Annotated in this window: 20 protein-coding genes; 13 read left to right on the top strand and 7 right to left on the bottom strand. The window is 63.1% G+C overall.

All coding sequences use genetic code 11. The features are described from left to right. Window positions 1-48 precede the first annotated feature (48 nt). From AC1DVN_RS21855 to AC1DVN_RS21845, 3 genes are read right to left on the bottom strand one after another with little or no spacing between them, the layout of a single operon-like run. Complete coding sequence (locus tag AC1DVN_RS21855; protein WP_180279591.1) at window positions 49-645, bottom strand: CHAP domain-containing protein; 597 nt, start codon at window positions 643-645, stop codon at window positions 49-51. A 17-nt stretch (window positions 646-662) separates the two neighbouring features. Continuing rightward, window positions 663-2,234, bottom strand: coding sequence for an MDR family MFS transporter (locus tag AC1DVN_RS21850; RefSeq protein WP_477846747.1), 1,572 nt, complete (start codon window positions 2,232-2,234; stop codon window positions 663-665). Between the two features lie 43 nt (window positions 2,235-2,277). Then, window positions 2,278-2,910, bottom strand: coding sequence for a TetR/AcrR family transcriptional regulator (locus AC1DVN_RS21845; RefSeq protein WP_024487257.1), 633 nt, complete (start codon window positions 2,908-2,910; stop codon window positions 2,278-2,280). 113 nt (window positions 2,911-3,023) lie between these two features. On the opposite strand from AC1DVN_RS21845, the gene AC1DVN_RS21840 reads away from it, so the two are divergent. From AC1DVN_RS21840 to AC1DVN_RS21825, 4 genes are all read left to right on the top strand, one after another. Then, window positions 3,024-3,383 (top strand): zinc ribbon domain-containing protein YjdM, encoded by a 360-nt coding sequence (locus tag AC1DVN_RS21840; protein ID WP_020969567.1) that lies wholly within the window; start codon window positions 3,024-3,026, stop codon window positions 3,381-3,383. A 101-nt stretch (window positions 3,384-3,484) separates the two neighbouring features. After that, window positions 3,485-4,516: an ABC transporter substrate-binding protein gene (locus AC1DVN_RS21835; RefSeq protein ID WP_225989526.1), complete on the top strand. Its 1,032-nt coding sequence runs from the start codon at window positions 3,485-3,487 to the stop codon at window positions 4,514-4,516. Between the two features lie 51 nt (window positions 4,517-4,567). Next, window positions 4,568-4,987, top strand: coding sequence for a DUF1622 domain-containing protein (locus tag AC1DVN_RS21830; RefSeq protein WP_007728052.1), 420 nt, complete (start codon window positions 4,568-4,570; stop codon window positions 4,985-4,987). A 31-nt stretch (window positions 4,988-5,018) separates the two neighbouring features. Then, a complete protein-coding gene (locus tag AC1DVN_RS21825; protein ID WP_477846746.1) occupies window positions 5,019-6,419 on the top strand; it encodes a DUF2252 domain-containing protein in 1,401 nt (466 codons plus the stop codon). Between the two features lie 4 nt (window positions 6,420-6,423). Here AC1DVN_RS21825 and AC1DVN_RS21820 read toward each other — a convergent pair whose 3' ends face one another. The 3 genes from AC1DVN_RS21820 to ypfJ form a co-directional block, all read right to left on the bottom strand. After that, window positions 6,424-7,140: an SRPBCC family protein gene (locus AC1DVN_RS21820; RefSeq protein WP_092764037.1), complete on the bottom strand. Its 717-nt coding sequence runs from the start codon at window positions 7,138-7,140 to the stop codon at window positions 6,424-6,426. A gap of 2 nt (window positions 7,141-7,142) precedes the next feature. After that, the gene (locus tag AC1DVN_RS21815; RefSeq protein ID WP_092764036.1) at window positions 7,143-7,754 is read right to left on the bottom strand and encodes an ArsR/SmtB family transcription factor; all 612 of its coding nucleotides are present in this window, start codon (window positions 7,752-7,754) and stop codon (window positions 7,143-7,145) included. Window positions 7,755-7,830: 76 nt separating this feature from the next. Beyond that, on the bottom strand, window positions 7,831-8,754 hold the full coding sequence (gene ypfJ, locus AC1DVN_RS21810; RefSeq protein WP_003945028.1) for a KPN_02809 family neutral zinc metallopeptidase: 924 nt from the start codon (window positions 8,752-8,754) through the stop codon (window positions 7,831-7,833). Window positions 8,755-8,917: 163 nt separating this feature from the next. Here ypfJ and aspS point away from each other — a divergent pair, with 163 nt between their 5' ends. The 3 genes from aspS (at window position 8,918) to AC1DVN_RS21795 (ending at window position 13,083) form a co-directional block, all read left to right on the top strand. Then, window positions 8,918-10,726: an aspartate--tRNA ligase gene (aspS, locus tag AC1DVN_RS21805; protein ID WP_477994215.1), complete on the top strand. Its 1,809-nt coding sequence runs from the start codon at window positions 8,918-8,920 to the stop codon at window positions 10,724-10,726. 18 nt (window positions 10,727-10,744) lie between these two features. After that, window positions 10,745-11,710: a DUF389 domain-containing protein gene (locus tag AC1DVN_RS21800; RefSeq protein WP_019748357.1), complete on the top strand. Its 966-nt coding sequence runs from the start codon at window positions 10,745-10,747 to the stop codon at window positions 11,708-11,710. A 191-nt stretch (window positions 11,711-11,901) separates the two neighbouring features. Further along, window positions 11,902-13,083, top strand: a complete 1,182-nt coding sequence (locus AC1DVN_RS21795) for a protein kinase family protein (RefSeq protein WP_021344212.1) — start codon at window positions 11,902-11,904, stop codon at window positions 13,081-13,083. A gap of 69 nt (window positions 13,084-13,152) precedes the next feature. Here the strand turns inward: AC1DVN_RS21795 and AC1DVN_RS21790 are convergent, their stop codons facing one another. Beyond that, window positions 13,153-13,533, bottom strand: coding sequence for a nuclear transport factor 2 family protein (locus AC1DVN_RS21790; protein WP_019748359.1), 381 nt, complete (start codon window positions 13,531-13,533; stop codon window positions 13,153-13,155). A 207-nt stretch (window positions 13,534-13,740) separates the two neighbouring features. On the opposite strand from AC1DVN_RS21790, the gene AC1DVN_RS21785 reads away from it, so the two are divergent. The 6 genes from AC1DVN_RS21785 to AC1DVN_RS21760 all read left to right on the top strand — a co-directional run bounded on the left by AC1DVN_RS21785 (window position 13,741) and on the right by AC1DVN_RS21760 (window position 21,228). Then, window positions 13,741-15,087 carry a replication-associated recombination protein A gene (locus AC1DVN_RS21785; RefSeq protein WP_371335442.1) on the top strand — a complete coding sequence of 449 codons (1,347 nt, stop codon included), beginning with the start codon at window positions 13,741-13,743 and terminating at the stop codon, window positions 15,085-15,087. 77 nt (window positions 15,088-15,164) lie between these two features. After that, entirely contained in the window at window positions 15,165-17,837 is a 2,673-nt protein-coding gene (gene alaS, locus AC1DVN_RS21780) for an alanine--tRNA ligase (RefSeq protein WP_019748361.1), read from the top strand. Window positions 17,838-17,839: 2 nt separating this feature from the next. Continuing rightward, a complete protein-coding gene (gene ruvX / locus AC1DVN_RS21775; protein WP_003944838.1) occupies window positions 17,840-18,373 on the top strand; it encodes a Holliday junction resolvase RuvX in 534 nt (177 codons plus the stop codon). Beyond that, on the top strand, window positions 18,370-19,680 hold the full coding sequence (gene mltG / locus AC1DVN_RS21770; RefSeq protein WP_019748362.1) for an endolytic transglycosylase MltG: 1,311 nt from the start codon (window positions 18,370-18,372) through the stop codon (window positions 19,678-19,680). The genes ruvX and mltG overlap by 4 nt, the downstream gene beginning before the upstream one ends. After that, window positions 19,670-20,509: a shikimate dehydrogenase gene (locus AC1DVN_RS21765; RefSeq protein ID WP_097387381.1), complete on the top strand. Its 840-nt coding sequence runs from the start codon at window positions 19,670-19,672 to the stop codon at window positions 20,507-20,509. Before mltG ends, AC1DVN_RS21765 begins: the two co-directional genes overlap by 11 nt. Before the next feature lie 80 nt (window positions 20,510-20,589). Continuing rightward, window positions 20,590-21,228: a prepilin peptidase gene (locus AC1DVN_RS21760; RefSeq protein WP_133728038.1), complete on the top strand. Its 639-nt coding sequence runs from the start codon at window positions 20,590-20,592 to the stop codon at window positions 21,226-21,228. Window positions 21,229-21,429: the final 201 nt, after the last annotated feature.

The following is a 21,429-nucleotide window of genomic DNA, read 5'->3' as shown; positions in this document are numbered from 1 at the left end:
CACCTCTGCACATCGCAAGAACCATCAAGCAACGACGGCGGGGGTGGCTCAGATGACGCCGAACCCGACGATCCCCGGGACTTCCGACGGGACGATGCGATGGAGCATGACCTTGTTGTTCTCGTTGCCGCCGACGGTCGTCAGAGTGCCGCCGTCGTTGACCAGAACGACGTTGACGTGTTGGCCGAAGGGGCTCGAGTCGCCGTACAGGATCGTGTCGCCGACCTTGGGCTGGTAGTCCTGACCGTAGGGGACAAACGCGTCGACGGACTCGTAATACTCCTGCAGCGTGTACACCCCGGGGATGCGCCACGACCCTGAGTTGGGGTTCGAGAACGGCGTGCCGATCTGGTTCATCGACCAGCTCACGAAATCGGCACACCACGATTCTTCGACACCCTCGGCGTATTTGGTGCCGGGACTCCCTGACTCCCACTCCTGCTCGAGGACGCCCAGTAGCGCACTCTGCTGAGCGCTGAGAATGCTGTGGTCGACGGCCGGGAACGAATCGAGATTCTCGCCGGCAAGAGCGTCGTCGCCGCGCGCGAACCACCACAGTGCGCCGGCGACAACTACGACCACCACAACGCCGAATACGCCCAGAACAGCGAGAGTGCGTCTGGGCGTATTCGGTGCGTGCGACATCACGCCACGATAGTCAATTAGTCGAGCGGGGGTGCCGAGCGATCGATCGTTGTCGCGAGTGGCTTCTCCTTGACGAAGAGCAACAGGACAACTGCCGCGATGACCAAGGGGACGAGATACAGGAAGATCGGCGCCAGCGCGTCGTTGTACGCACCGACGATGATCTCGCGAACCTGGCTGGGCAACTTCCAGAGGATTCCCGGGGTCAAGGAGTTCTCGTCACCACCGACCGCGCCGCCATTCGCCGGGAGTCGCTCGGCCAGGAGATTGGTCAGACGCGAGGCGAACAGGCTGCCCACGATCGCGCTGCCCAACGACGCACCGATCTGACGAAAGAAGTTGTTCGACGCGGTGGCCGTTCCCACTTCGGCCGCGGGGAAGGTGTTTTGCACGATCAAGATCAAGATCTGCATGACGAGGCCGAGGCCGATACCCATGAGTGCGATGTAGCAACCGAAGACCAGCAGTGAGGTCGACGGCGTCAGACGTGAGAGCAGGACAAGAGCGACTGCGACGATGGATGTTCCGACGATGGGGAAGATCTTGTAGCGGCCGGTCTTGCTGACCAGCTGACCGGATCCGATGGAGGCGACCAGCAGGCCTGCCATCATCGGAATCATCATCAGTCCTGCTTCGGTGGCGTTCTTACCGGTCACCATCTGGATGTAGGTCGGCAGGTAGGCGAGCGCACCGAACATCGCGATGCCGATGATCAGACCCGCGACCGTGGTCAACACGAAGTTTCGTTGAGCGAACAGGTGCATCGGAATTACCGGTTCGTCAGCACGCTTCTCGACGAAGACAAACGCCACTGCGGTCACGATGCAGCCGATGATCAACCCGATGATGACGCCTGACCCCCAGGCGTAGGTGTTGCCGCCCCAAGTGGTGAACAGGATCAGACAGGTTGCGGCCGTTGCGACCAAGACCATTCCCAGATAGTCGATGCGAGGCTTGCCGAGGTTCGGCTTCCGCAGGTGAAGGAATGCCATTGCGCTCGCGATGGCGAGGAGCCCGAGGGGGATGTTGATCCAGAATGCCCAGCGCCAGCCGATGCCCTCGGTGAACCATCCACCGAGAAGGGGGCCGGCAACCGAAGCCAGTGCGAACACGCCGCCCATCGCACCCATGTACCGGCCGCGTTGCCTGGCGGGGACGACGTCGGCGATGATCGCCTGGGACAGCAGGATCAATCCGCCGCCGCCGAGTCCTTGCACGGCTCGACCAGCGATGAGTGTGGTCATGTCGTGGGACAGACCGCCGATCACCGAACCGACGATGAAAATGCTGATGGCGCCGATGAAGAGGCCCTTGCGCCCGATCAGGTCACCGAGTTTTCCGTACACCGGCATCATGACGGTCGAGGCGAGGATGTATGCCGTCGTCACCCAGACCATGTGGTTGACGCCGTTCAATTCACCCACGATGGTCGGGAGCGCGGTGCTGAAGATCATCTGGTCGAGCGATGCCAGAAGCATCGTGATCATAAGCCCGACAAAAACGAGGATGATCGACCGTTTGTCCGGCGCGGCCTCGGTATCGGTATGCGTGCCGTCGGGCTCGACGGTCGCAGCTTCTCGAGTGGACATGTAGTTCCTTAGTTGAGTGACAGCTGGTGCGAGAGAGTGTGGATCAGCTCTCGGACCTGAGTATTCGAGCCATCAGGAGTAGTGCCGGATCAAGCAAGTCGGTTCTGGGGCTTGCCCGTTCACTGTTCTGCCATTTTCGGAAGACGTAACGCATCGCGGCGCCTGCGGTGATGACCGTTGCCGTGGCTTCGTCGGCAGCGGCTGTATCCGAGTGCAGGCGGCGATACTCGGTTCTGTGCGACAACTCCCGCGTGAGGATCCGGGTGAGCGTGTCTTCAAGATCGTGGAAGGTGGCCAGATGTTGTTGCAACAGCGTGGGATGACGTTCGAACAATTCGCGTCGATGCGCGAGCAGATCGGGTCGCTCGTCGACGATCTGCATCGCCGCCTCGAAGACCGCGAGGGCGCCGCGCAGCGGATCGTCCGGGTGCTCGCCGATGAGCGTGAGCATGGTTGCCTCACTTGGCACGACGAGCATGAGCCCACCGATCGCCGCGTCCTTGGTGGGGAAGTAGTTGAAGAACGTGCGGGTCGACAGATTGCAGGCCTCGCAGATCTTCTCGACGGTCACTTCGTCATAGCCCAGGTCGAGGACGAGTTCGACGGCAGTGTGCTCGATCAGCTGCCTCGTCGCAATTCGTTTTCGTTCGCGCAATCCGAGAGTTTCGGTTCCCATTTCATCCATAATTGCACAGAGTGCAAAGTTTCATCGAATGCAATATTTCGCCCAAGAATGCCTCATGAAATGCAAAAATGGGGATCGGGTGCCTGGTGGATAGGATGAACCGCGTGGAAGACACCTTGCCCCCTTGCCCCGAATGCGCCGGCGAATACACCTACGAGATGGGCGCGTTGATGGTCTGCCCGTCCTGCGCGCACGAGTGGGCGCCGACCGATAGTGCCGGCGAGGACTCGGGTGTGGTGAAACTGGGTGTGGTGAAAGATGCCGTAGGCAACATCCTTGCGGACGGAGACACGGTGACGGTCGTCAAGACGCTCAAGGTGAAGGGCAGTCCGACCGGCATCAAGTCAGGTACGAAAGTGCGCAACATCCGCCTTGTTCAGGGCGTTGGCGACCACGACATCGACTGCAAGGTCGACGGCATCGGACCGATGCAATTGAAGTCGAGCGTCGTCAAGAAGGTGTGACCGGACAGCGATAGATGTCGGCTCGAAATCCTGTTCAGTTTCGACGGTTCGATAGCCACAATCGAGGAGATCTTCGACCGCTCGAACGAATGGACCGAACTGTGCCGAACTCGATCTGCCTGGCGCCCGCACTCGATAACACCACACTCGATACAGACGAGCAGTGGGAACGCATCGTCGATGCGCTGACACGCAGGGGATTCCTCGGCGCCGGGCTCGGTGTCGCGGCTGCGACATTGCTGGCAGCGTGCAGCAGCGACGAAAACGGCTCGGCGCCAAGTGGTCTCGTCACAGTGCAGGATGAGACGGGCAGAGTCGAGATTCCGTCGGATCCGCAGCGAATGGTCATCGCCCACGTCAGCGCCATGGCGACGGTCCTCGACCTCGGTGTGCCGCCGGAGAAGATCGTCGGCGGCTTCTTCGGTCTCGAAGGGGTGGGCGGCGACGCGGTGTTGCGCACGATGCCGGAGGCGGCGAACATCCCGAACCTCGGCACGGCGGGAACGTGGAACAAGGAAGCGATCATCGGCGCGTCGCCGGATCTGATCGTCATGCTCCTGACCGCCGGAAATGCTTATGCGGCAAAGTCCTACGACGAACTCTCTGCGACCGGTGTTCCAGTGTTCGCCGGCTTCAACGGGTACCTCACGTGGGACGAGATGAAGAAGTTGGTCACCTCGATGGGCGTCGCGGTCCGACGGGAAGAAGCTGCTGCGGAATTGAACGCGAGAACGGAAGAGCGCCTCCTCACAATCAAGGATCGGCTCTCGGCCCTCGGCTCGCTACCGTCGGTGACGCTGCTGCGTACCGGCGAAAACGGTGTCGTCTACAACCAGGTCGACGCTCTTCTCGATGCTCTCGGTTTCCCGGGCGATCGAGCTACATCGGAGGAGTTCACCCGCACACTCACAGCGGAGCAACTCGATCAGGTGACCAGCGACGTGATCATCGTGGGTGCATTCCAGGACCAGCAGGACGTCCGCGCGCAGTTGGCAATGAACCCGCTCTGGGAGCGTCTTCCCGCTGTCCGCTCGGGGAACGTCCATTACGTCGACGACAGCCTGTGGGGCTCGGGCTATTCTCCTCGCGCGACCGAGCTGCGACTCGACGACATCGAGCGGATCTTCAGCTGACTCCGTCGTGTCACCTCGACTTATCGGTGCATTACCTCGAGAATCATGATCATGGACAAAATCAGGTTCTTCGAGCTTGTCACCGAATGGTTCGAAGTACTCGGTGTTGTCGCCATGGTCCTCGGGTTCGTGTTCGCATTCGTGATCGCGGGGCGCGCCTGGAGTCGAACGCGCGACGGTAGTTCAGCGTTTCGCACTCTGCGCGAGACGATGGGTGCGGTCATCCTTCTCGGGCTCGAGATCCTTGTCGCCGCTGATCTGGTGAAGACTGTGACGTCTTCACCGTCGCTGACCGACGCCGCAGTTCTGGGCATGATCGTTCTGATTCGGACCGTGTTGAGCCTGTCGATTCAGATCGAGATCGACGGGGTACTTCCGTGGCGCAAGGCGTTGGTGTCAAGTCCGGAACTCCTGGTACGCGCAGCGCGCGGATCAGGAGGCCGAACGACGCCCGACGCGTCGAGTTCGTAGCGATAGCCGTTGCGAGTGAAAGGTCGGGCAGATGACAGCAGTGCGTACCGAGCATCCCACTGTCGACGAGAGGCGGGCGCGCGGCCGCCAGGCGCGTAGAGATACGCCATTGGCCGCGCTCGCGGATCTGACAGAGAGTGACCGCGATCCGATATCACTGCTGGAATTGCAGGCGAAGTCGCGGGTACAGGACCTGGTGCCCATCCGATACGGGCGCATGTCGGCGTCCCGGTTCTCGTTCTTCCGTGGTGCTGCCCTGGTGATGACGGACGACTTGTCCCGAAGCCCTGATTCCGGCCTGAACAGCCAACTCTGCGGCGACGCACACCTGAGCAACTTCGGTATCTATGCGACGCCCGAGCGAAAGCTCGCGTTCGACATCAACGACTTCGACGAAACGTACCCGGGGCCGTTCGAATGGGACGTGAAACGGCTGGCCGCCAGTTTGGCGATCGCAGCGAAGGACAACGGATACTCCGGCAAAGAGCGTAAGAAGATCGTTCGCGGGTGTGCGGCCGAGTATCGCGAAACCCTGATCGCTCAGGCAGGATTGGGGAACCTCGCAGTTTGGTACGCGCACATCGCACCCGAAGACGGACTGGAAGAACTTCGCGTCGATTTGAAGAAGCGAATGCTCGAGCGGACCCAGGCGACGTTGGACAAGGCTCGTCGCCGAGACAGCGCTCAGGCGGCCGGCAAATTCACCGAAATCGTCGACGGGAGAAGGCGGTTCATCAGTGACCCGCCGCTGATCGTGCCGGCAGAGGAATTGTTCGCGGGCACCGACCTCACTCAGATCGAGGAGTTGCTACGTCAGCGCGTTCGTTCCTATCGAAGCACGTTGCAGTGGGACCGTCGGGTGTTGCTCGAAAGCTTCGAGATGACGCACATCGCGCGGAAAGTTGTCGGTGTCGGGAGCGTCGGAACGCGCGCGTGGATGATCCTGATGAAAGGCGTCGACGACGACGATCCGTTGATCCTGCAGGTCAAGGAGGCGCAGCCGTCCGTTCTCTCGGCGTACGTCGATGGCCCCACCTTCTCCAACGAGGGTGAACGAGTAGTGAACGGGCAGCGCCTGATGCAGGCCACCAGTGACATCTTCCTGGGGTGGGAGCGCGGACCGGGACTCGACGAGGATGAGCACGACTTCTACATCCGCCAACTTCGGGACGGCAAGGGATCAGCGGTCATCGAAACCATGAAACCTGAAGGGATGGAACTCTACGGGCGACTATGCGCGAGGGTCCTGGCCTATGCGCATGCTCGCTCGTCCGATCGGATTGCGATCGCCGAATATCTCGGTGACGGAACCGAATTCGATTTCGCGATCGGGGAGTTCGCGGCTTCCTACGCCAAACGCAACGCACGCGATCATGCCGCTTTGCTGACCGCGATCGACGACGGTCGCGTGTCAGCAGAGCGGGGAGTGTGACGACTCAGGCGAACACGCCGTCGAGCCAGGCCTGCCACGCTGTCGTTGCTGATCCACCGTCAGCGCCCTCTGCGAAGAGGTGATGGGCCGCGTCGACGGTGCCGCCGAAGGCGTTTCGTCCGTAGAACCGCAGCAATGCGTCCTCGGTACGCAAGCCGATGAACCAGTCGTTGATGTAGTCGACAATCGCGTCGACGGTTCCGATTCCGGGGACTTCCACCGACGCGGCTTCACCGACAGCGGTGCCCGAGGTGATTCCGAGGGCGCTGCGAAGCGTTCCCATCGCTTGCGGCGAGGAAGAGGATTCCGGGCCTTCGGCTGAGACATAGGTGACGGGTTTGCCGGCGAAGTACCGCACGTATTGGCCGAGACTGTGCAGGTAGAAGTCCGTGTGCTTACTCGCGCCGTCGTACTGGTTGTCCCAGTCCTCGGCAAACACTCCGGCGTGGACGTAGCGGACAACGGCGGTGCTCTCGTCGCGGGCCTCGACGACGTACTCGAGGTTGTTGAACCAGCCGTCGGGGCCTTGCATGTGGATGGCTAGCTCGCGGGGCGGCTCCCACGTCGCGATGATCGGGCTGTCCGGACTACTGCCGTCCGCAGGGATTTCGAGCGGGGACGGGAACATCCAGCCGGCCGTCTCTGCCGAGATTGCGGCCCAGATCTGCTCGGGAGTTCCGGGGACGACCACCTCGCGGCGGATTTCGAATTTCTCGGACATCGCTACTGCTCCGTTTCGGGTGTGGTGACGTGGCGTGTGGTGAGACTGGGATGCAGGGCGACAACCAAGCGGTGTTTGCGCCCGGCTTCGGAATTGCCGTCGTGGTATTTGGCCACGAGTGAGTTGACCGACTCGCCGAGTTCGCCGGCGAAGGCGGCGCGGTCGGCCGCCGTGGCAAAGGTGATGTCGCTGTCGATGGCAAAGGACGCCAACGGTTTTCCGGCCGCAGTTGCGCCGGCGATCAGTTCGCCGACCTCTCGGACGATCCGCGCCGCGAGAGTGACGAGCCAGCGCGCCGAGAGCTGATCCGGGAACCGGCTCGGGTCCGGCGCGAGCGCCGACATTGCAGCGGGGGAGATGACGTACGACGCGGCGCTGGCCTGCATGATCCGCTCCGTCATGTTTCCCCGCTTGCGCTCCTCGACGAGTTCGACGAGTCCGTGTTCCTCGAGAGTGCGCAAGTGGTAATTGATCTTCTGGCGCGTCAAGCCCACTCGGGGTGCCAGCGAGGATGCTGATGCCGGGACTGCCAGTTCAGCCAGAATCCGTTGGCGGATCGGATCGAGCGAGGCCTCGGCAGCTGCGGGACGATCGATGACTGCAACTTCCAACATGAGAAAACCATCCCACCGACAATCAAATCTGTCAAGACAGAAAAAATTGTCGGCGGGATGGTATTTCGGAGGTTCTCTACCGCTTCAGATCGGGCGGATTGTTCAGATCCCGCGCCGAGTACGTGTCACACGACGAGATCTGGCCCGTCTGGTATCCGGTCATGAACCACGCCTGACGCTGTGCGGAGGAACCGTGTGTCCAACCTTCGGGGTTGACCCGACCGGTCGTGGACTTCTGGATACGGTCGTCGCCCACCGACGAGGCGGCGGACAACGCGTCGCGAATGTCGTCTTTTGACAAGGGCTTCAGGAACGGTTGACCGGTCGCCTGATCGGGAATCGTGTCGGCAAAATGCGCCCAGACGCCTGCGTAGCAATCGGCCTGGAGTTCGGTGCGAACCGCACCCGACTGCTCACCCTGCGGGTCGGCCTGCGCGCGGCCGATGTCGCCGAGTTGATTCTGGATGTGATGTCCGAACTCGTGAGCGACCACGTACTCCTGTGCGAGCGGTCCGGCACTGGAACCGAAACGGTCGACGAGCAATTGGAAAAAGCTCGTATCGAAGTACGCCGTTTGGTCCGCCGGGCAGTAGAACGGACCGACATCACTCGACGCCTGGCCGCAACCGGTGTTGACCGAACCGCTGAACAGAATGACTTCAGGTCGCACGTACGCCGTGCCGGTCTGCTTGACCAACTGCTGTTCCCAAACGTCGTCGAGGCTTCCGACGGTCAGTGTGACGCGGCAGTTCACATCGGCGTTTGCCTGAGCGCCGGTGCACTCGTCGACCGACGACAGTCCGGTCGACGAACTCGAAGTTTCGGTGGACGTGCCCAGTAGTGAGCCGGGGTCACCGCCGAACAACAGCGCCAGGATCAGAACGATGATGCCGCCCGCGCCACCGCCGATCGCGATCTTGCCGCCGCGGCCACCGCCGCCCCCGCCGCCTTGAACCTGAACGCGTCCCGCTTCGCCGCGGGCCCCCTCGTTGAAGGTCATCTATGTCCGCTTTCTGCTGTCGTGAACAAGTGCTTGCCGTCACTTCTGGAGATAGCTTCGCATGGGATGCGGGTCCGCGTTTCCGCTCTGCGCAGTTCGCTCCGTAGGATCGCAGGCAAAGTAGTCGGTCGTCGGTTATTGGAAGTAGTTCGAAAGGAATCCCGTGCTGCGCACACATCTCGCCGGTTCATTGCGACCCGAGCAGGCAGAGCAGACCGTAACGCTCACCGGTTGGGTAGCCAGGCGTCGTGATCACGGCGGAGTGATCTTCATCGATCTCCGTGATGCATCCGGAGTTGCGCAGGTAGTTTTCCGGGCAGGTGACGTGGCCGAGCAGGCGCACCGTCTGCGCGCGGAATACTGCGTTCGCGTAACCGGAACGGTCGAGGTTCGCCCCGAGGGCAACCAGAACTTCGAGATCCCCACCGGAGCAATCGAGGTCAACGCCACCGAACTCGAGGTTCTCAACGAAAGCGCACCGCTGCCGTTCCAGCTCGACGATCAGGTCGGCGAAGAAGCACGCCTCAAGTACCGATACCTCGACTTGCGTCGTGAAGGGCCCGGATCCGCAATTCGCTTGCGTTCCAAGGTAAGTGCTGCAGCGCGCGGCGTACTCGCGCACCACGAGTTCGTCGAGGTCGAGACTCCGACGCTCACGCGTTCGACGCCGGAGGGTGCCCGTGACTTCCTCGTACCGTCACGCCTGCAGCCCGGTAGCTTCTACGCACTGCCGCAGAGCCCGCAGCTGTTCAAGCAGCTACTCATGGTCGGCGGCATCGAGCGCTACTACCAGATCGCGCGTTGCTACCGCGACGAGGATTTCCGCGCCGATCGTCAGCCCGAGTTCACTCAGCTCGACATCGAGATGGCTTTCGTCAACCAGGACGACATCATCCTGCTTGCCGAGGAAATCCTGACGGCGCTCTGGAAGCTCGTCGGCCACGAGATCAAGACGCCGATCGACCGCATGACCTACACCGAGGCAATGCGTCGTTACGGCAGCGACAAGCCGGACCTGCGTTTCGACATCGAACTCGTCGAGTGCATGGACTTCTTCAAGGACACGACGTTCCGCGTGTTCCAGGCGGAGTACGTCGGCGCCGTCGTGATGCCCGGCGGTGCAAGCCAGCCGCGCAAGCAACTCGACGCCTGGCAGGAATGGGCGAAGCAGCGCGGGGCCAAGGGCCTGGCGTACGTGTTGGTCGGCGAAGACGGCACTCTCGGTGGACCTGTTGCCAAGAACCTGACCGACGCCGAGCGTGAAGGCCTTGCTGCTCACGTCGGAGCTCAGCCGGGTGACTGCATCTTCTTCGCAGCCGGCGCAACGAAGCCGATGCGCGCCCTCCTCGGCGCAGCCCGTGGTGAGATCGCCCGCAAGAAGGATCTCATCGATCCCGACGCGTGGGCCTTCGTGTGGATCGTCGACGCTCCGATGTTCGAGCCGACCGCCGACGCCACTGCATCCGGTGACGTTGCTCTCGGCCACTCCGCCTGGACCGCCGTGCACCATGCGTTCACGTCGCCGAAGCCGGAGTTCTTCGACACGTTCGACACCGATCCGGATTCCGCTCTCGCCTACGCCTACGACATCGTCTGCAACGGCAACGAGATCGGCGGCGGCAGTATTCGTATCCACCGCAAGGACATTCAGGAACGAGTGTTCAAGGTGATGGGTATCTCCGAGGAAGAGGCGCAGGAGCAGTTCGGCTTCCTTCTCGACGCCTTCGCCTTCGGCGCGCCTCCGCACGGCGGAATTGCTTTCGGCTGGGACCGCATCACCGCTCTCCTCGCCGGCATGGATTCCATCCGTGAGGTCATCGCGTTCCCGAAGTCCGGTGGCGGCGTCGACCCGCTGACGGATGCTCCGGCACCGATTTCTGCGCAGCAGCGCAAGGAATCGGGTATTGACGCGAAGCCCGAGAAGAAGTCAGAGGACAAGAAGTCCGAAGGCGACGCCGTCGAAGCCAAGTAGAGCCGACACCGGATCGCCATGCTGCATTTGCGGGTGATCTGCCCGACCGAGCGCACCGAGCAAGTTCTCGGTGCGCTCGCGTCGCAGCGGGGCGCGACACACATCGTCGTATTACGTGATGTCGCGGTTCATCCCGCCGGCGACATGGTGGAGGCCGACGTCGCCCGTGAGGCGGCCAACGACGTCGTCGATGCTCTGACCGCTCTCGGCGTCGCCGAGGACGGCGGAATGACGCTCGTACCAGTCGAGACGGTGTTGTCGGCGGCGGCGCGCAAAGCCGAGCGCGACGTGCCGGGTGATCCCGCGGATTCCGTCGTGTGGGAGGAATTGCTGTCCCGCACTCGGGAAGAATCAACTCTCAACGGATTGTTCGTCGCGTTCCTGACGATCGCATGTCTGCTCGCGGCAATCGGCGTTGTCACCGACTCTCAGATCACGATCGTGGGCGCCATGGTCGTCGGCCCGGAGTTCGGGCCGCTGGCCGCGCTGGCTGTGGCACTCGTACGGCGGGATCGACGGTTGCGTCGACGTTCGATTCTCGCGCTCGCCGTCGGATTCCCCATCGCGATGGGCGTGACTCTCGCCGCAACGTTCGTGGTGAAGTTCTTCGGGTGGATGGACGTCGTGAGTCTCGAATCGCTCCACGAGGTCGATTTCGTCTACAAGGTCGGGCCCATCTCGTTTGTCGTCGCGCTTCTTGCCGGTGCGGCTGGGATGCTGGCACTCGTCTCGTCGAAGTCCGCTGCCTTGGTCGGAGTGTTCATCTCCGTCACCACGGTTCCTGCCGCCGGTTTCGCGGTGGTTGCGGCAGCAAACGGAGAATGGCGGATCGCCGGGTTGTCGTCGCTGCAACTGGCTGTCAACCTGGTCGGGATCGTCACTGCCTGCGTGCTCGTCCTCTGGGTCAGAACCCGGGCCGACGAGGAATTCGAAGCAGCGTTGAAAGGCATTTCTCGATTTGTCGACGAGGACAAAACTCCATGACATCGCCGGTTCGGAGTTCTGCTCACCGACAGCAGAATTCTCGCGAGAACTGTGTGCCGATGTGGCGATTAGGGACTTTTGTCATCGCCGCAGGTAGACGGCAATTTCTGTCGCTGTGAGGGCTTGAATTCTCCGCTGTGAGTGGATGAGCTGGGCATGATCGGAGTCACTAACGGGTAAGTTGGTCGGTGATGACCGCATTACTGGCAGACCCCGTTTCCGAAGTCGTCGCAGCTGCTGAGCAGTTGCTGACACGCCGCACAGGGGCACCCGTAACCCTGGTGGATCCAGTCGATCTCGGGGGGAGTGGCCGCACCGTCGTGCTGCGCGTACGTGTCGCCGAGAACCCGTTCTCCCTGCCTCGAACGCTGGTGATCAAGCAGGTCCGCGACAACTTCCAGGGAGCTACCAAAACCGCGATTGCGCTCCCCGCCGCGTCCGAAGGTGACTTCGACGTCGAGACCGCTTTCCTTCGTGAAGCGGTGTCGTATCAGTTCGCCAACGCGCTTGCCAAGGACGCACGCCCCGGCGCCGAACTGTTGGCGTCCGACCTCGATGCTCGCCTCTTGATCCTGAGTGATCTCGGCGACGCCACCGCCATCAGCGTCCGACTCGAAGACTCCGACCCGGACACCGTCACTCACACGCTGATGGCCATGGCGCAGGCCATGGGGCGCATGCACGCCGCGACCGTCGGCCGTGAGGACGACTTCACCGCACTGCTGCGTCGAGCCGAGGTCGCCCATTGCTCCGATGAAGTGGCGGATCAAGTGGGACGCGCAGTGGCCGGTGTTCCCGCGATGTTGGTGGAAAGTCTCGGCATCGATGTGAGCTCGGACATTCTCGAGCAGGTTCGGCACGCGCAGACACTGTTCAGTGGCGGTCGATTCCGCGCCTTCAGTCCGTCGGACCTGTGCCCAGACAACATCATCGTCAACGACGACGGCGTGCAGTTCCTCGACTACGAGTGGGGTGGCTACCGGGACGCCCTCCTCGACATCACCTACGCGTTGGTGTCGTTCCCCGGTTGCCTGTGCAACATCGACCTGACCGAAGAGCGGGCGTCGGCGATGGTCGATGCCTGGCGGGCCGAGGTCGTCGGGATGTGGCCGGCCCTGGCCGACGAGGCCGAATTGGGGCGCAGGATCGTCGAGGCCCAACTCATCTGGGTCTGGCTCAGCACCTATCTGTACCTGCCCGAGGATCATTCACGTATCGCCGCTGTCCGCGAGCACTATCTCTCGATTCCACGGGCCGACGCACTGGTGGGACGCTGGGCAAGACTCGCGCGTTCGGCGAAACTCGCCGGCAACGACGCCGTCGAGGCACACGCCCGCGACGTCGTGGCGGCGCTGCGCACCGAGTTCAGTTGAGTCTCTGACTGATCACACGCAGAAGGGCGCCCGTGCATGCAGCACGAGCGCCCTTTTTCGGTAGTCTGCTCAGTTGTCGGAGACCAGATCGTTCTCGGACAGGTCCGTCGCCGCGAGGGCCGTCGCCAGATCAGGATGGCGGAACGTCGACGTCACCTGGTCGGCCACGACTCGGAAAGCCGAGGCCAGGGTCGCGGACTTGTCCGGTTCGGCCGCCCACGTTGCGGTCTGTTCGACGACGACCACGCCGTGGTGGACGTACATCTTCCCGGGGACGAGCGTGATGCCGGCGTTGGTGGCCCACTCGCGCAGGGCAGCGAGTCCCTGGCTCGCGCCCTTGGGGCCGCCTACCTCGATGTCGTCACTCGACAACTGCAGAAGTGTGTCGATGTCTTGGGAGTTGAGTGCATCGTGCCACGCGAGGACGGTGGCGATCTCGGAGGTGCTCATGGCGACAACGCTATTACAGCGCCTTTGCCGAGGACGTGAGGGCTGGCGGAACCGCGGGTTGTGTCAAGCGTCGGTGGTCTCTAGTAGCGTCGATTCGTGAGCGATTGGCAAGCGGAAGACAGTGTGGGGGCGAAAGACGGCGTGGTGGCGGAAGACGGCGTGGTGGCGGAAGACGGTCTGTTCGAGGCAACTCCGGAGGAATCCGCGATCGTCGACGAACCCGATGTCGTGTCTGTCGCCGAGCGTGCATTGTCCTCGGTGCCGCCTGGAGCTCCTCTGGCCGTCCGCATGCGTCCCCTCGCCCTCGGTGAAGTTGTCGGTCAACAGCACCTGCTCGGCCCTGGTGCTCCGCTGCGCAGAATGGTCGAGGGGTCCGGCGCCGCATCGGTTCTCCTGTACGGACCTCCCGGCACCGGCAAGACCACGCTCGCCTCGTTGATCTCGGGCGCTACCGGCCGTCGGTTCGAGGCACTGTCTGCCCTGTCCGCCGGCGTCAAGGAAGTCCGCGGTGTCATCGAACTTGCCCGCCGCCGTCTGCTGAACGGCGAACAGACCGTCTTGTTCATCGACGAGGTCCATCGTTTCTCCAAGACCCAGCAGGACGCCTTGCTCGCCGCGGTCGAGAACCGGATCGTGCTCCTGGTCGGCGCGACCACCGAGAACCCGTCCTTCTCGGTCGTCTCCGCGCTGTTGTCGCGCTCGTTGGTCCTGCAACTGCAATCGCTCACCGCTGCGGATGTCCAGGAACTGCTCGAGCGTGCGGTCGCCGACGAGCGCGGGTTCGGGGGAGCGATCGCGATCGACGACGACGCGATGGAACACCTCGTTCGTCTGGCGGCCGGTGACGCACGCCGAGCCCTGACGGCACTCGAGGCCGCTGCCGGAGCTGCACTGGACACGGCCGGTGACTCTTCGGGCCCGGTGGTGCTCGACCTCGCGACCGTCGAGGCCAGTGTCGACAAGGCCGCGGTTCGGTACGACCGTGCCGGAGATCAGCACTACGACGTCATCAGCGCCTTCATCAAGAGCATTCGCGGCTCCGACGTCGATGCCGCCCTGCACTACCTCGCTCGGATGCTGACCGCGGGCGAAGACCCTCGTTTCATCGCGAGGCGTCTGGTGGTTCATGCCAGCGAGGACATCGGCATGGCGGACCCGATGGCGCTGCAGACTGCCACCGCCGCTGCCCAGGCAGTGCAGCTGATCGGTATGCCGGAGGCTCGTCTGGCGCTGGCACAGGCCACCATTCATCTGGCGACGGCTCCCAAATCGGGTGCGGTGATCGCCGCTCTCGGTGCAGCCATGGCCGACGTGGCCGCCGGAAAATCCGGACTGGTACCGCCGCATCTGCGTGACGGGCACTACAAGGGTGCCGAGCAATTGGGCAACGCAGTCGGATACAAGTACCCGCACGACACACGTGATGGTGTTCTGCGGCAACAGTATCCACCGGACGATCTGGTGGGTGTCGACTATTACCAGCCCACCGCACACGGCAACGAGCGAGAGATCGCCGATCGGGTGAGCAAACTCCGCCGAATCGTTCGTGGCTGACGCCTGCCAGGTTCCACCGGTCGACGCGTTAGTCTGGACACCCATAGCTCGACGCTCTTGAAGGTAAGGACCGGTTAGTGCAAACCCACGAGATCCGCAGGCGATTCCTCGACCACTTCGTCAAGGCCGGCCACACCGAGGTGCCCAGCGCCTCGCTGATTCTCGACGACCCGAACCTTCTGTTCGTCAACGCGGGCATGGTTCCGTTCGTGCCGTTCTTCCTCGGGCAGCAGACGCCGTCCTACTCGCGCGCGACGTCTGTGCAGAAGTGTGTCCGCACCCTGGACATCGAAGAGGTCGGCATCACCACCCGCCACAACACCTTCTTCCAGATGGCGGGCAACTTCTCCTTCGGTGACTATTTCAAGAAGGAAGCCATCTCCCACGCCTGGCAGTTGCTGACAGGTTCGGTCGAGGACGGCGGATACGGCATCGATCCCACGCGCTTGTGGGCAACCGTCTATCTCGACGACGACGAAGCGTTCTCGATCTGGCGCGACGAGGTCGGTGTGCCCGAAGAGCGCATCCAGCGCCGCGGCATGAAGGACAACTACTGGTCCATGGGCATTCCCGGACCGTGCGGCCCCTGCTCCGAGATCTTCTACGACCGCGGCGCCGAGTACGGCGTCGAGGGTGGCCCGGAAGCCGACGAGGATCGCTACATCGAGATCTGGAACCTCGTGTTCATGCAGAACGAGCGCGGCGAGGGCACCAACAAGGGCGACTACCCGATCCTCGGACCGCTGCCGAAGAAGAACATCGACACCGGCATGGGCGTCGAGCGCGTTGCGTTCCTCCTGCAGGGCGTCGAAAACGTCTACGAGACAGACCTTCTCCGCCCCGTCATAGACAAGGCTGCCGAACTGACCGGCAGCGTGTACGGGACCGATCACACTTCTGACGTCCGTTTCCGCGTCATCGCCGACCACGCACGCACCGCCGCGATGTTGATCGCCGACGGTGTGAACCCCGGCAACTACGGCCGCGGATACGTCCTGCGCCGGTTGCTGCGTCGCATCGTGCGCTCGGCCAAACTGCTCGGCAGCGAGCAGCCCACCATGCGCGAGTTCATGATCGTCGTCCGCGACACGATGGCGCCGTCGTACCCGGTTCTGGAAACCGACTTCACGCGCATCGAGAACGTTGCCGTCGGTGAGGAGACCGCGTTCCTCAAGACGCTGGCGTCGGGTTCGGCCCTGTTCGAGAATGCTGCCGAGACGGTCAAGTCGTCCGGAAAGTCGGTCATCGCCGGCGATCAGGCGTTTGCACTGCACGACACCTACGGCTTCCCGATCGACCTCACGCTCGAAATGGCATCCGAGGCCGGTCTCACCGTCGACGAAGACGGCTTCCGCACGCTCATGGCCGAGCAGCGCAAGCGCGCCAAGGACGACGCTCAAGCGCGCAAGCACGCGCATGCGGACCTCACGGTCTACAAGGAACTGCTCGATCGAGGTGCCACCGAGTTCACCGGTTTCGACGAGCTCGTCTCCGAGGCTCACGTCCTCGCACTGATCGTCGACGGTGTCCGCGTGCCGGTCGCGAAGGCCGGTCAGGACGTCGAGGTCATCCTCGACCGCAGCCCGCTCTACGCAGAGTCCGGTGGACAGATCGCCGACATCGGTTCGCTCACCGCGCCGGGCCTCGAAGCCAAGGTCAACGACGTGCAGAAGATCGCCAAGAAGGTCTGGACGCACAAGGTGACGGTGCAGAAGGGCGAGATCACCGAGGGCGACGTCGTGCTCGCGCACGTCGACGCCGAGTGGCGCAAGGGTGCAACCCAGGGGCACTCCGGTACCCACATGGTGCACGCGGCGCTGCGTCAGGTGCTCGGCCCCAACGCCGTTCAGGCGGGTTCGCTCAACAAGCCGGGTTACCTCCGCTTCGATTTCTCCTGGCAGGGCGCGCTGTCCGACTCCCAGAAGCAGGACATCGAGGCACTCACCAACGAAGCCGTGGCGTCCAACTACGCGGTCAACACATTTGTCACGGATCTCGACAAGGCCAAGGCGATGGGTGCGATGGCACTCTTCGGTGAGAACTACGGGGACGAGGTTCGTGTCGTCGAAATCGGCGGTCCGTTCTCGATGGAACTGTGCGGCGGTACTCACGTCGGAAGCTCCGCCCAGATCGGTCAGGTCACGCTGCTCGGTGAGCAGTCGGTCGGCTCCGGAATCCGACGCGTCGAGGCGTACGTCGGTTTGGACTCCTACCGCTACCTCGCCAAGGAACGCGCTCTCCTCGCCGGACTCTCCTCCTCACTGAAGGTTCCTTCGGAAGAGGTACCCGCCCGCGTCGAGGCGCTCGTCGAGCGACTCAAGGTGGCCGAGAAGGAACTCGAGCAGACCAAGGCCAAGGCTGTGCTGGCGTCGGCAGGCGAGTACGTCGCCAAGGCCAAGCGCATCGGTAGCGTCCTGGTCATTGCCGAGCCTGCTCCCGCGGGAGTCGGCGGCAACGATCTGCGCAGCCTCGTCACGGACATCAAGGGCCGACTCGGCTCCGAACCCGCCGTCGTAGCTCTCCTCGGTGACGTCGACGGCAAGGTCCCGTTCGTGGTCGCCTCCAGCAAGGCAGCCCAGGGTCTCGGTGTGAAGGCCGGCGAGCTTGTCGCGTCCTTCGGTCCCAAGATCGGTGGCCGCGGCGGCGGAAAGCCCGACATGGCCCAGGGCTCGGGTTCGGACTCCGCCGGAATCCCGGCGGCGCTCGATGCGATCCGGGACAGAGTCGGAGAGCTGGCGGGCGGCAGCTGACGGTGGTGGCTACGCAGCAGGGTCCCGATCGCCCCGGCATCGACGACCCTGGTCGCGGGCGGCGCATCGCCATCGACGTCGGCAGTGTTCGCATCGGCGTCGCGTCAAGCGACCCCGACGGCATCCTCGCGACACCGGTGGAAACGGTTCCACGCTCGAAGGAGCGTGGGCCCGACGCGCCGGATATCCGGCGCATTATCGCCATCGTGTCCGAATACGAGGCCGTTGAGGTTATCGTCGGACTGCCACAGACGCTGCGCGGTGAGCAAGGTAAAGCCGCCGGTATCGCGACTGCATTCGCCAAACGACTGCAGCGGGCCGTCGAACCGATCCCGGTGAGACTGTCCGACGAACGACTGACGACCGTCACGGCTGCGCGCAACCTCCGCGAAAGTGGAGTCAAGGCACGCGGCCAGCGGCCGATGATCGATCAGGCTGCGGCGGTGGAAATCCTGCAAGGCTGGCTGGACGAGCGGAGTAGAGCTGTGAAACCAGGGGAGTCGTCGAAGGACGCTGCACTGGAGGGCGATCTGTGAACGCGCGGTGGGATGAGGGCGGCGGAAGCCGGCCCACCAGTTCGTTCGACTTCGACAACGACGAGACCATGGTCATGCGTGCGTTGCCGCAGAACATCGATCCGCCGCATATGTCGCGAGCGGAGGCACGCAAGCAACGCGAAGCGCGCAACAAGCGCGCCAAGCGAGGTAAGAAGGTTGGTGTTCTCGCTCTCCTGGTGTTGGTGATCGCGGTTCTCGGTGTCGGTGCCTACGGTGCCCTCTGGTACATGGATCGCAACAAGGCCGCGGAGGACTTCGCCGGCCCGGGCGGCGCACCCGTGGTCATCCAGATCAACAGTGGAGAAACCGCATCGGAGATCGGTGCGACGCTGGAGGCGAAGAACGTCGTCGCGAGTTCCGCTGCTTTCTACAACGCTGCGATCGCCAATCCGTCGGAGATCCAGAAGGTACAACCCGGCTTCTACCAGGTGCCGGTGCAGAGTAGTGCCGCGAGCGCACTCGACAGTTTGGTTGCCCCGGACTCCCGAGTCGGCAGTGTTGTCATCGCCGAAGGGCGTCAGCTGCACGACAGTTCGGACGCGCAGACGGGCTCGCTCAAGAAGGGCATCTACAACCTCATTTCCGAGGCGAGTTGTGTCGGCCCGGTTTCCGCTCAGAAGTGCGTCTCGACGGACGAATTGAACACTGCGGGAGCGTCTTCCGATCTGGCTTCGCTCGGCGTGCCGGACTGGGCGATGTCGTCGGTCAAGAGCGTGCCGGACAAGGACCGTCAGCTCGAAGGCCTGATCGCCGCCAGCAGTTGGGATTTCGACCCCACTGCGACGCCGACCGAGATCCTGCGTTCGTTGGTCGAGGGCAGCGCCGCTAAGTACGAGGCCACCGGGATCCTGACAGCAGGCAGCGGAGTCGGAATGTCGCCGTACCAGTTGTTGGTGGCAGCGTCGCTGGTCGAGCGTGAGGCATTGCCTGGCGACATGGCCAAGGTCGCGCGGGTGATCGTCAACCGACTCGCAGTCGATCAGCCTTTGCAGTTCGACTCCACGGTCAACTACTCACTCGACACCACCGAGGTCGCCACGACCGATGCGGACCGTGAGCGCGTCACGCCCTGGAACACGTACGCAATGCCCGGTCTGCCTGCGACGCCTATTGCTTCACCGAGCATCGACGCGCTGAAGGCCGTGGAATCGCCGGCGGCCGGTGACTGGTTGTACTTCGTCACGATCAACAAGGAAGGCCAGACGCTCTTCACCAAGAGTTACGAGGAGCATCTGGCCAACATCGAACTGGCACAGCAAAGTGGGATTCTCGACAGTGGACGGTAGTACCGCGACTTCGCTCGCGACGCCGCGTAAGGCGGCAGTTCTCGGAAGTCCGATCGCTCACTCGAAGTCGCCGTTGCTGCATCTGGCCGCGTACGAGGCTTTGGGGCTGAGCGATTGGACCTACGAGCGGATCGAATGCACCGGCGAGCAGTTGCCTGCCCTCGTTGACTCACTCGGCCCCGAATGGGTCGGCCTCTCCGTGACGATGCCGGGCAAGATCGCAGCACTCGAATATGCCACCGAACGCACACCGCGAGCGGTGACCATCGGCTCGGCCAACACCTTGGTTCGCATCGACGGCGGTTGGCGTGCCGACTGCACGGACGTCGACGGAGTCAGCGGTGCGTTGATCGCCGGCGGCGTCGGCGATCTCAGCGGCACTTCGGCGGTAGTTGTCGGCGCGGGAGGCACCGCGCGGCCGGCACTGGTCGCGTTGGCCGACATGGGAGTTCGGACAGTCACCGTGGTCGCGCGTGATCCGGGGCGAGCATCCGGTGCCATCGAATGCGGCAGTGCTGTCGGGTTGGACATTGATCTGGTCTCCTTCGACGACGCACGACTCGGTGGGATCTGTGCCGAATCCTCGGTCTTGGTCAGCACCGTTCCCGCAGAAGCGGCCGCGCCTTTCGCCCAGCAACTGGGGAGGGCACGATTTGTCCTCGACGCGATCTACAACCCTTGGCCGACGCCACTCGCTTCGGCTGTCGAGGCGGCTGGTGGCACGGTGATCGGTGGCCTCGAGATGTTGCTCAATCAGGCCTTCGGGCAGGTAGAGCAGTTCACGGGCAAGCCCGCTCCGCGAGAGGCGATGGCAGCCGCTATCGCTTAGCTCTGTTCACAGTGTCGAGGTAGTCCACAAGACGATTCGTAGAGTGCCGCTGGTGAACGCCAGACACCAAGCTCGAAACCATGTGGACGTTGGTGGTCTTGGCAGGCGCTGGGGTAGTCGGTGGTGTCGGTGCTCGGGCGATCGTCGACAGTTGGTTGCGACGACACGGTTATCGACCAGTCGTGGCTCTCTGTTGTGTGCCCCAGTGCGGTGTCGCCACAGGTTGGGTTGCCGTCGGCGCACTGAATACCTCGGTGGTGCAACTGATCTCAGGTCTTGCCGTGGTGTGGTGGTGCGTCGCAATCTCGACTGTCGACCTGGCCGTGCGCCGGCTGCCCAACAGTTTCACGCTGCCGGGTTACGTCGTCGTGATGGTCTACGCGGCGGCGTCGGGAACGGTGTGGGTTGCTGCAGTGGGATCGGCACTGCTCGCCGGAATCCACCTCCTGGCGCACGTGATGTCGCCTGGTTCCATGGGTCTCGGCGATGTGAAGCTCTCTCTTCCGTTGGGCGCTCTGACCGGATTGGTGGGCGCTGACGCCTGGCTGTGGTCGTTGGTGTCTGCATCGGTGCTCACCGCAACCCTGGGTGTCGTGATCGAACTGCGAAAACTGGGCCGGCGACAGTCGGGGCCGGTAGCCCACAATTCGCCCATCGCGCACGGTCCCTCGATGTGCCTGGCAGCCTGCGGTTCGATGGCGTTTGCCTGGTTGACGTGACGAGTGCAACATCCGCGGAAAACCTTGCGTTATTGACTGTTCAACGACGGACCGTGATCTGCAGGAAAGACGGAACCGTCGGTTTCATAAAGGCGGGTATCGCAGGCGCGCAGTCCCAGCATGCGGCGAGTCGGACTTGCCGAATGTCCACTCCCTGACGTTGACTGAGGCTTCGGAAATGGGACAAAACGAATCTCGTTT

It is taken from the genome of Rhodococcus sp. P4_E4 (assembly GCF_056401575.1).
This window is presented reverse-complemented; position numbering and strand designations above follow the sequence as displayed.

Excerpts from the sequence above, each read along its gene's own strand:
- AC1DVN_RS21855 (WP_180279591.1), bottom strand. The coding sequence starts at position 645 with ATGTCGCACGCACCGAATACGCCCAGACGCACTCTCGCTGTTCTGGGC.
- AC1DVN_RS21850 (WP_477846747.1), bottom strand. The coding sequence starts at position 2,234 with ATGTCCACTCGAGAAGCTGCGACCGTCGAGCCCGACGGCACGCATACC.
- AC1DVN_RS21845 (WP_024487257.1), bottom strand. The coding sequence starts at position 2,910 with ATGGGAACCGAAACTCTCGGATTGCGCGAACGAAAACGAATTGCGACG.
- AC1DVN_RS21830 (WP_007728052.1), top strand. The coding sequence starts at position 4,568 with ATGGACAAAATCAGGTTCTTCGAGCTTGTCACCGAATGGTTCGAAGTA.
- AC1DVN_RS21825 (WP_477846746.1), top strand. The coding sequence starts at position 5,019 with ATGACAGCAGTGCGTACCGAGCATCCCACTGTCGACGAGAGGCGGGCG.
- AC1DVN_RS21820 (WP_092764037.1), bottom strand. The coding sequence starts at position 7,140 with ATGTCCGAGAAATTCGAAATCCGCCGCGAGGTGGTCGTCCCCGGAACT.
- AC1DVN_RS21815 (WP_092764036.1), bottom strand. The coding sequence starts at position 7,754 with ATGTTGGAAGTTGCAGTCATCGATCGTCCCGCAGCTGCCGAGGCCTCG.
- ypfJ (WP_003945028.1), bottom strand. The coding sequence starts at position 8,754 with ATGACCTTCAACGAGGGGGCCCGCGGCGAAGCGGGACGCGTTCAGGTT.
- AC1DVN_RS21800 (WP_019748357.1), top strand. The coding sequence starts at position 10,745 with ATGCTGCATTTGCGGGTGATCTGCCCGACCGAGCGCACCGAGCAAGTT.
- AC1DVN_RS21795 (WP_021344212.1), top strand. The coding sequence starts at position 11,902 with ATGACCGCATTACTGGCAGACCCCGTTTCCGAAGTCGTCGCAGCTGCT.
- AC1DVN_RS21790 (WP_019748359.1), bottom strand. The coding sequence starts at position 13,533 with ATGAGCACCTCCGAGATCGCCACCGTCCTCGCGTGGCACGATGCACTC.
- AC1DVN_RS21760 (WP_133728038.1), top strand. The coding sequence starts at position 20,590 with ATGTGGACGTTGGTGGTCTTGGCAGGCGCTGGGGTAGTCGGTGGTGTC.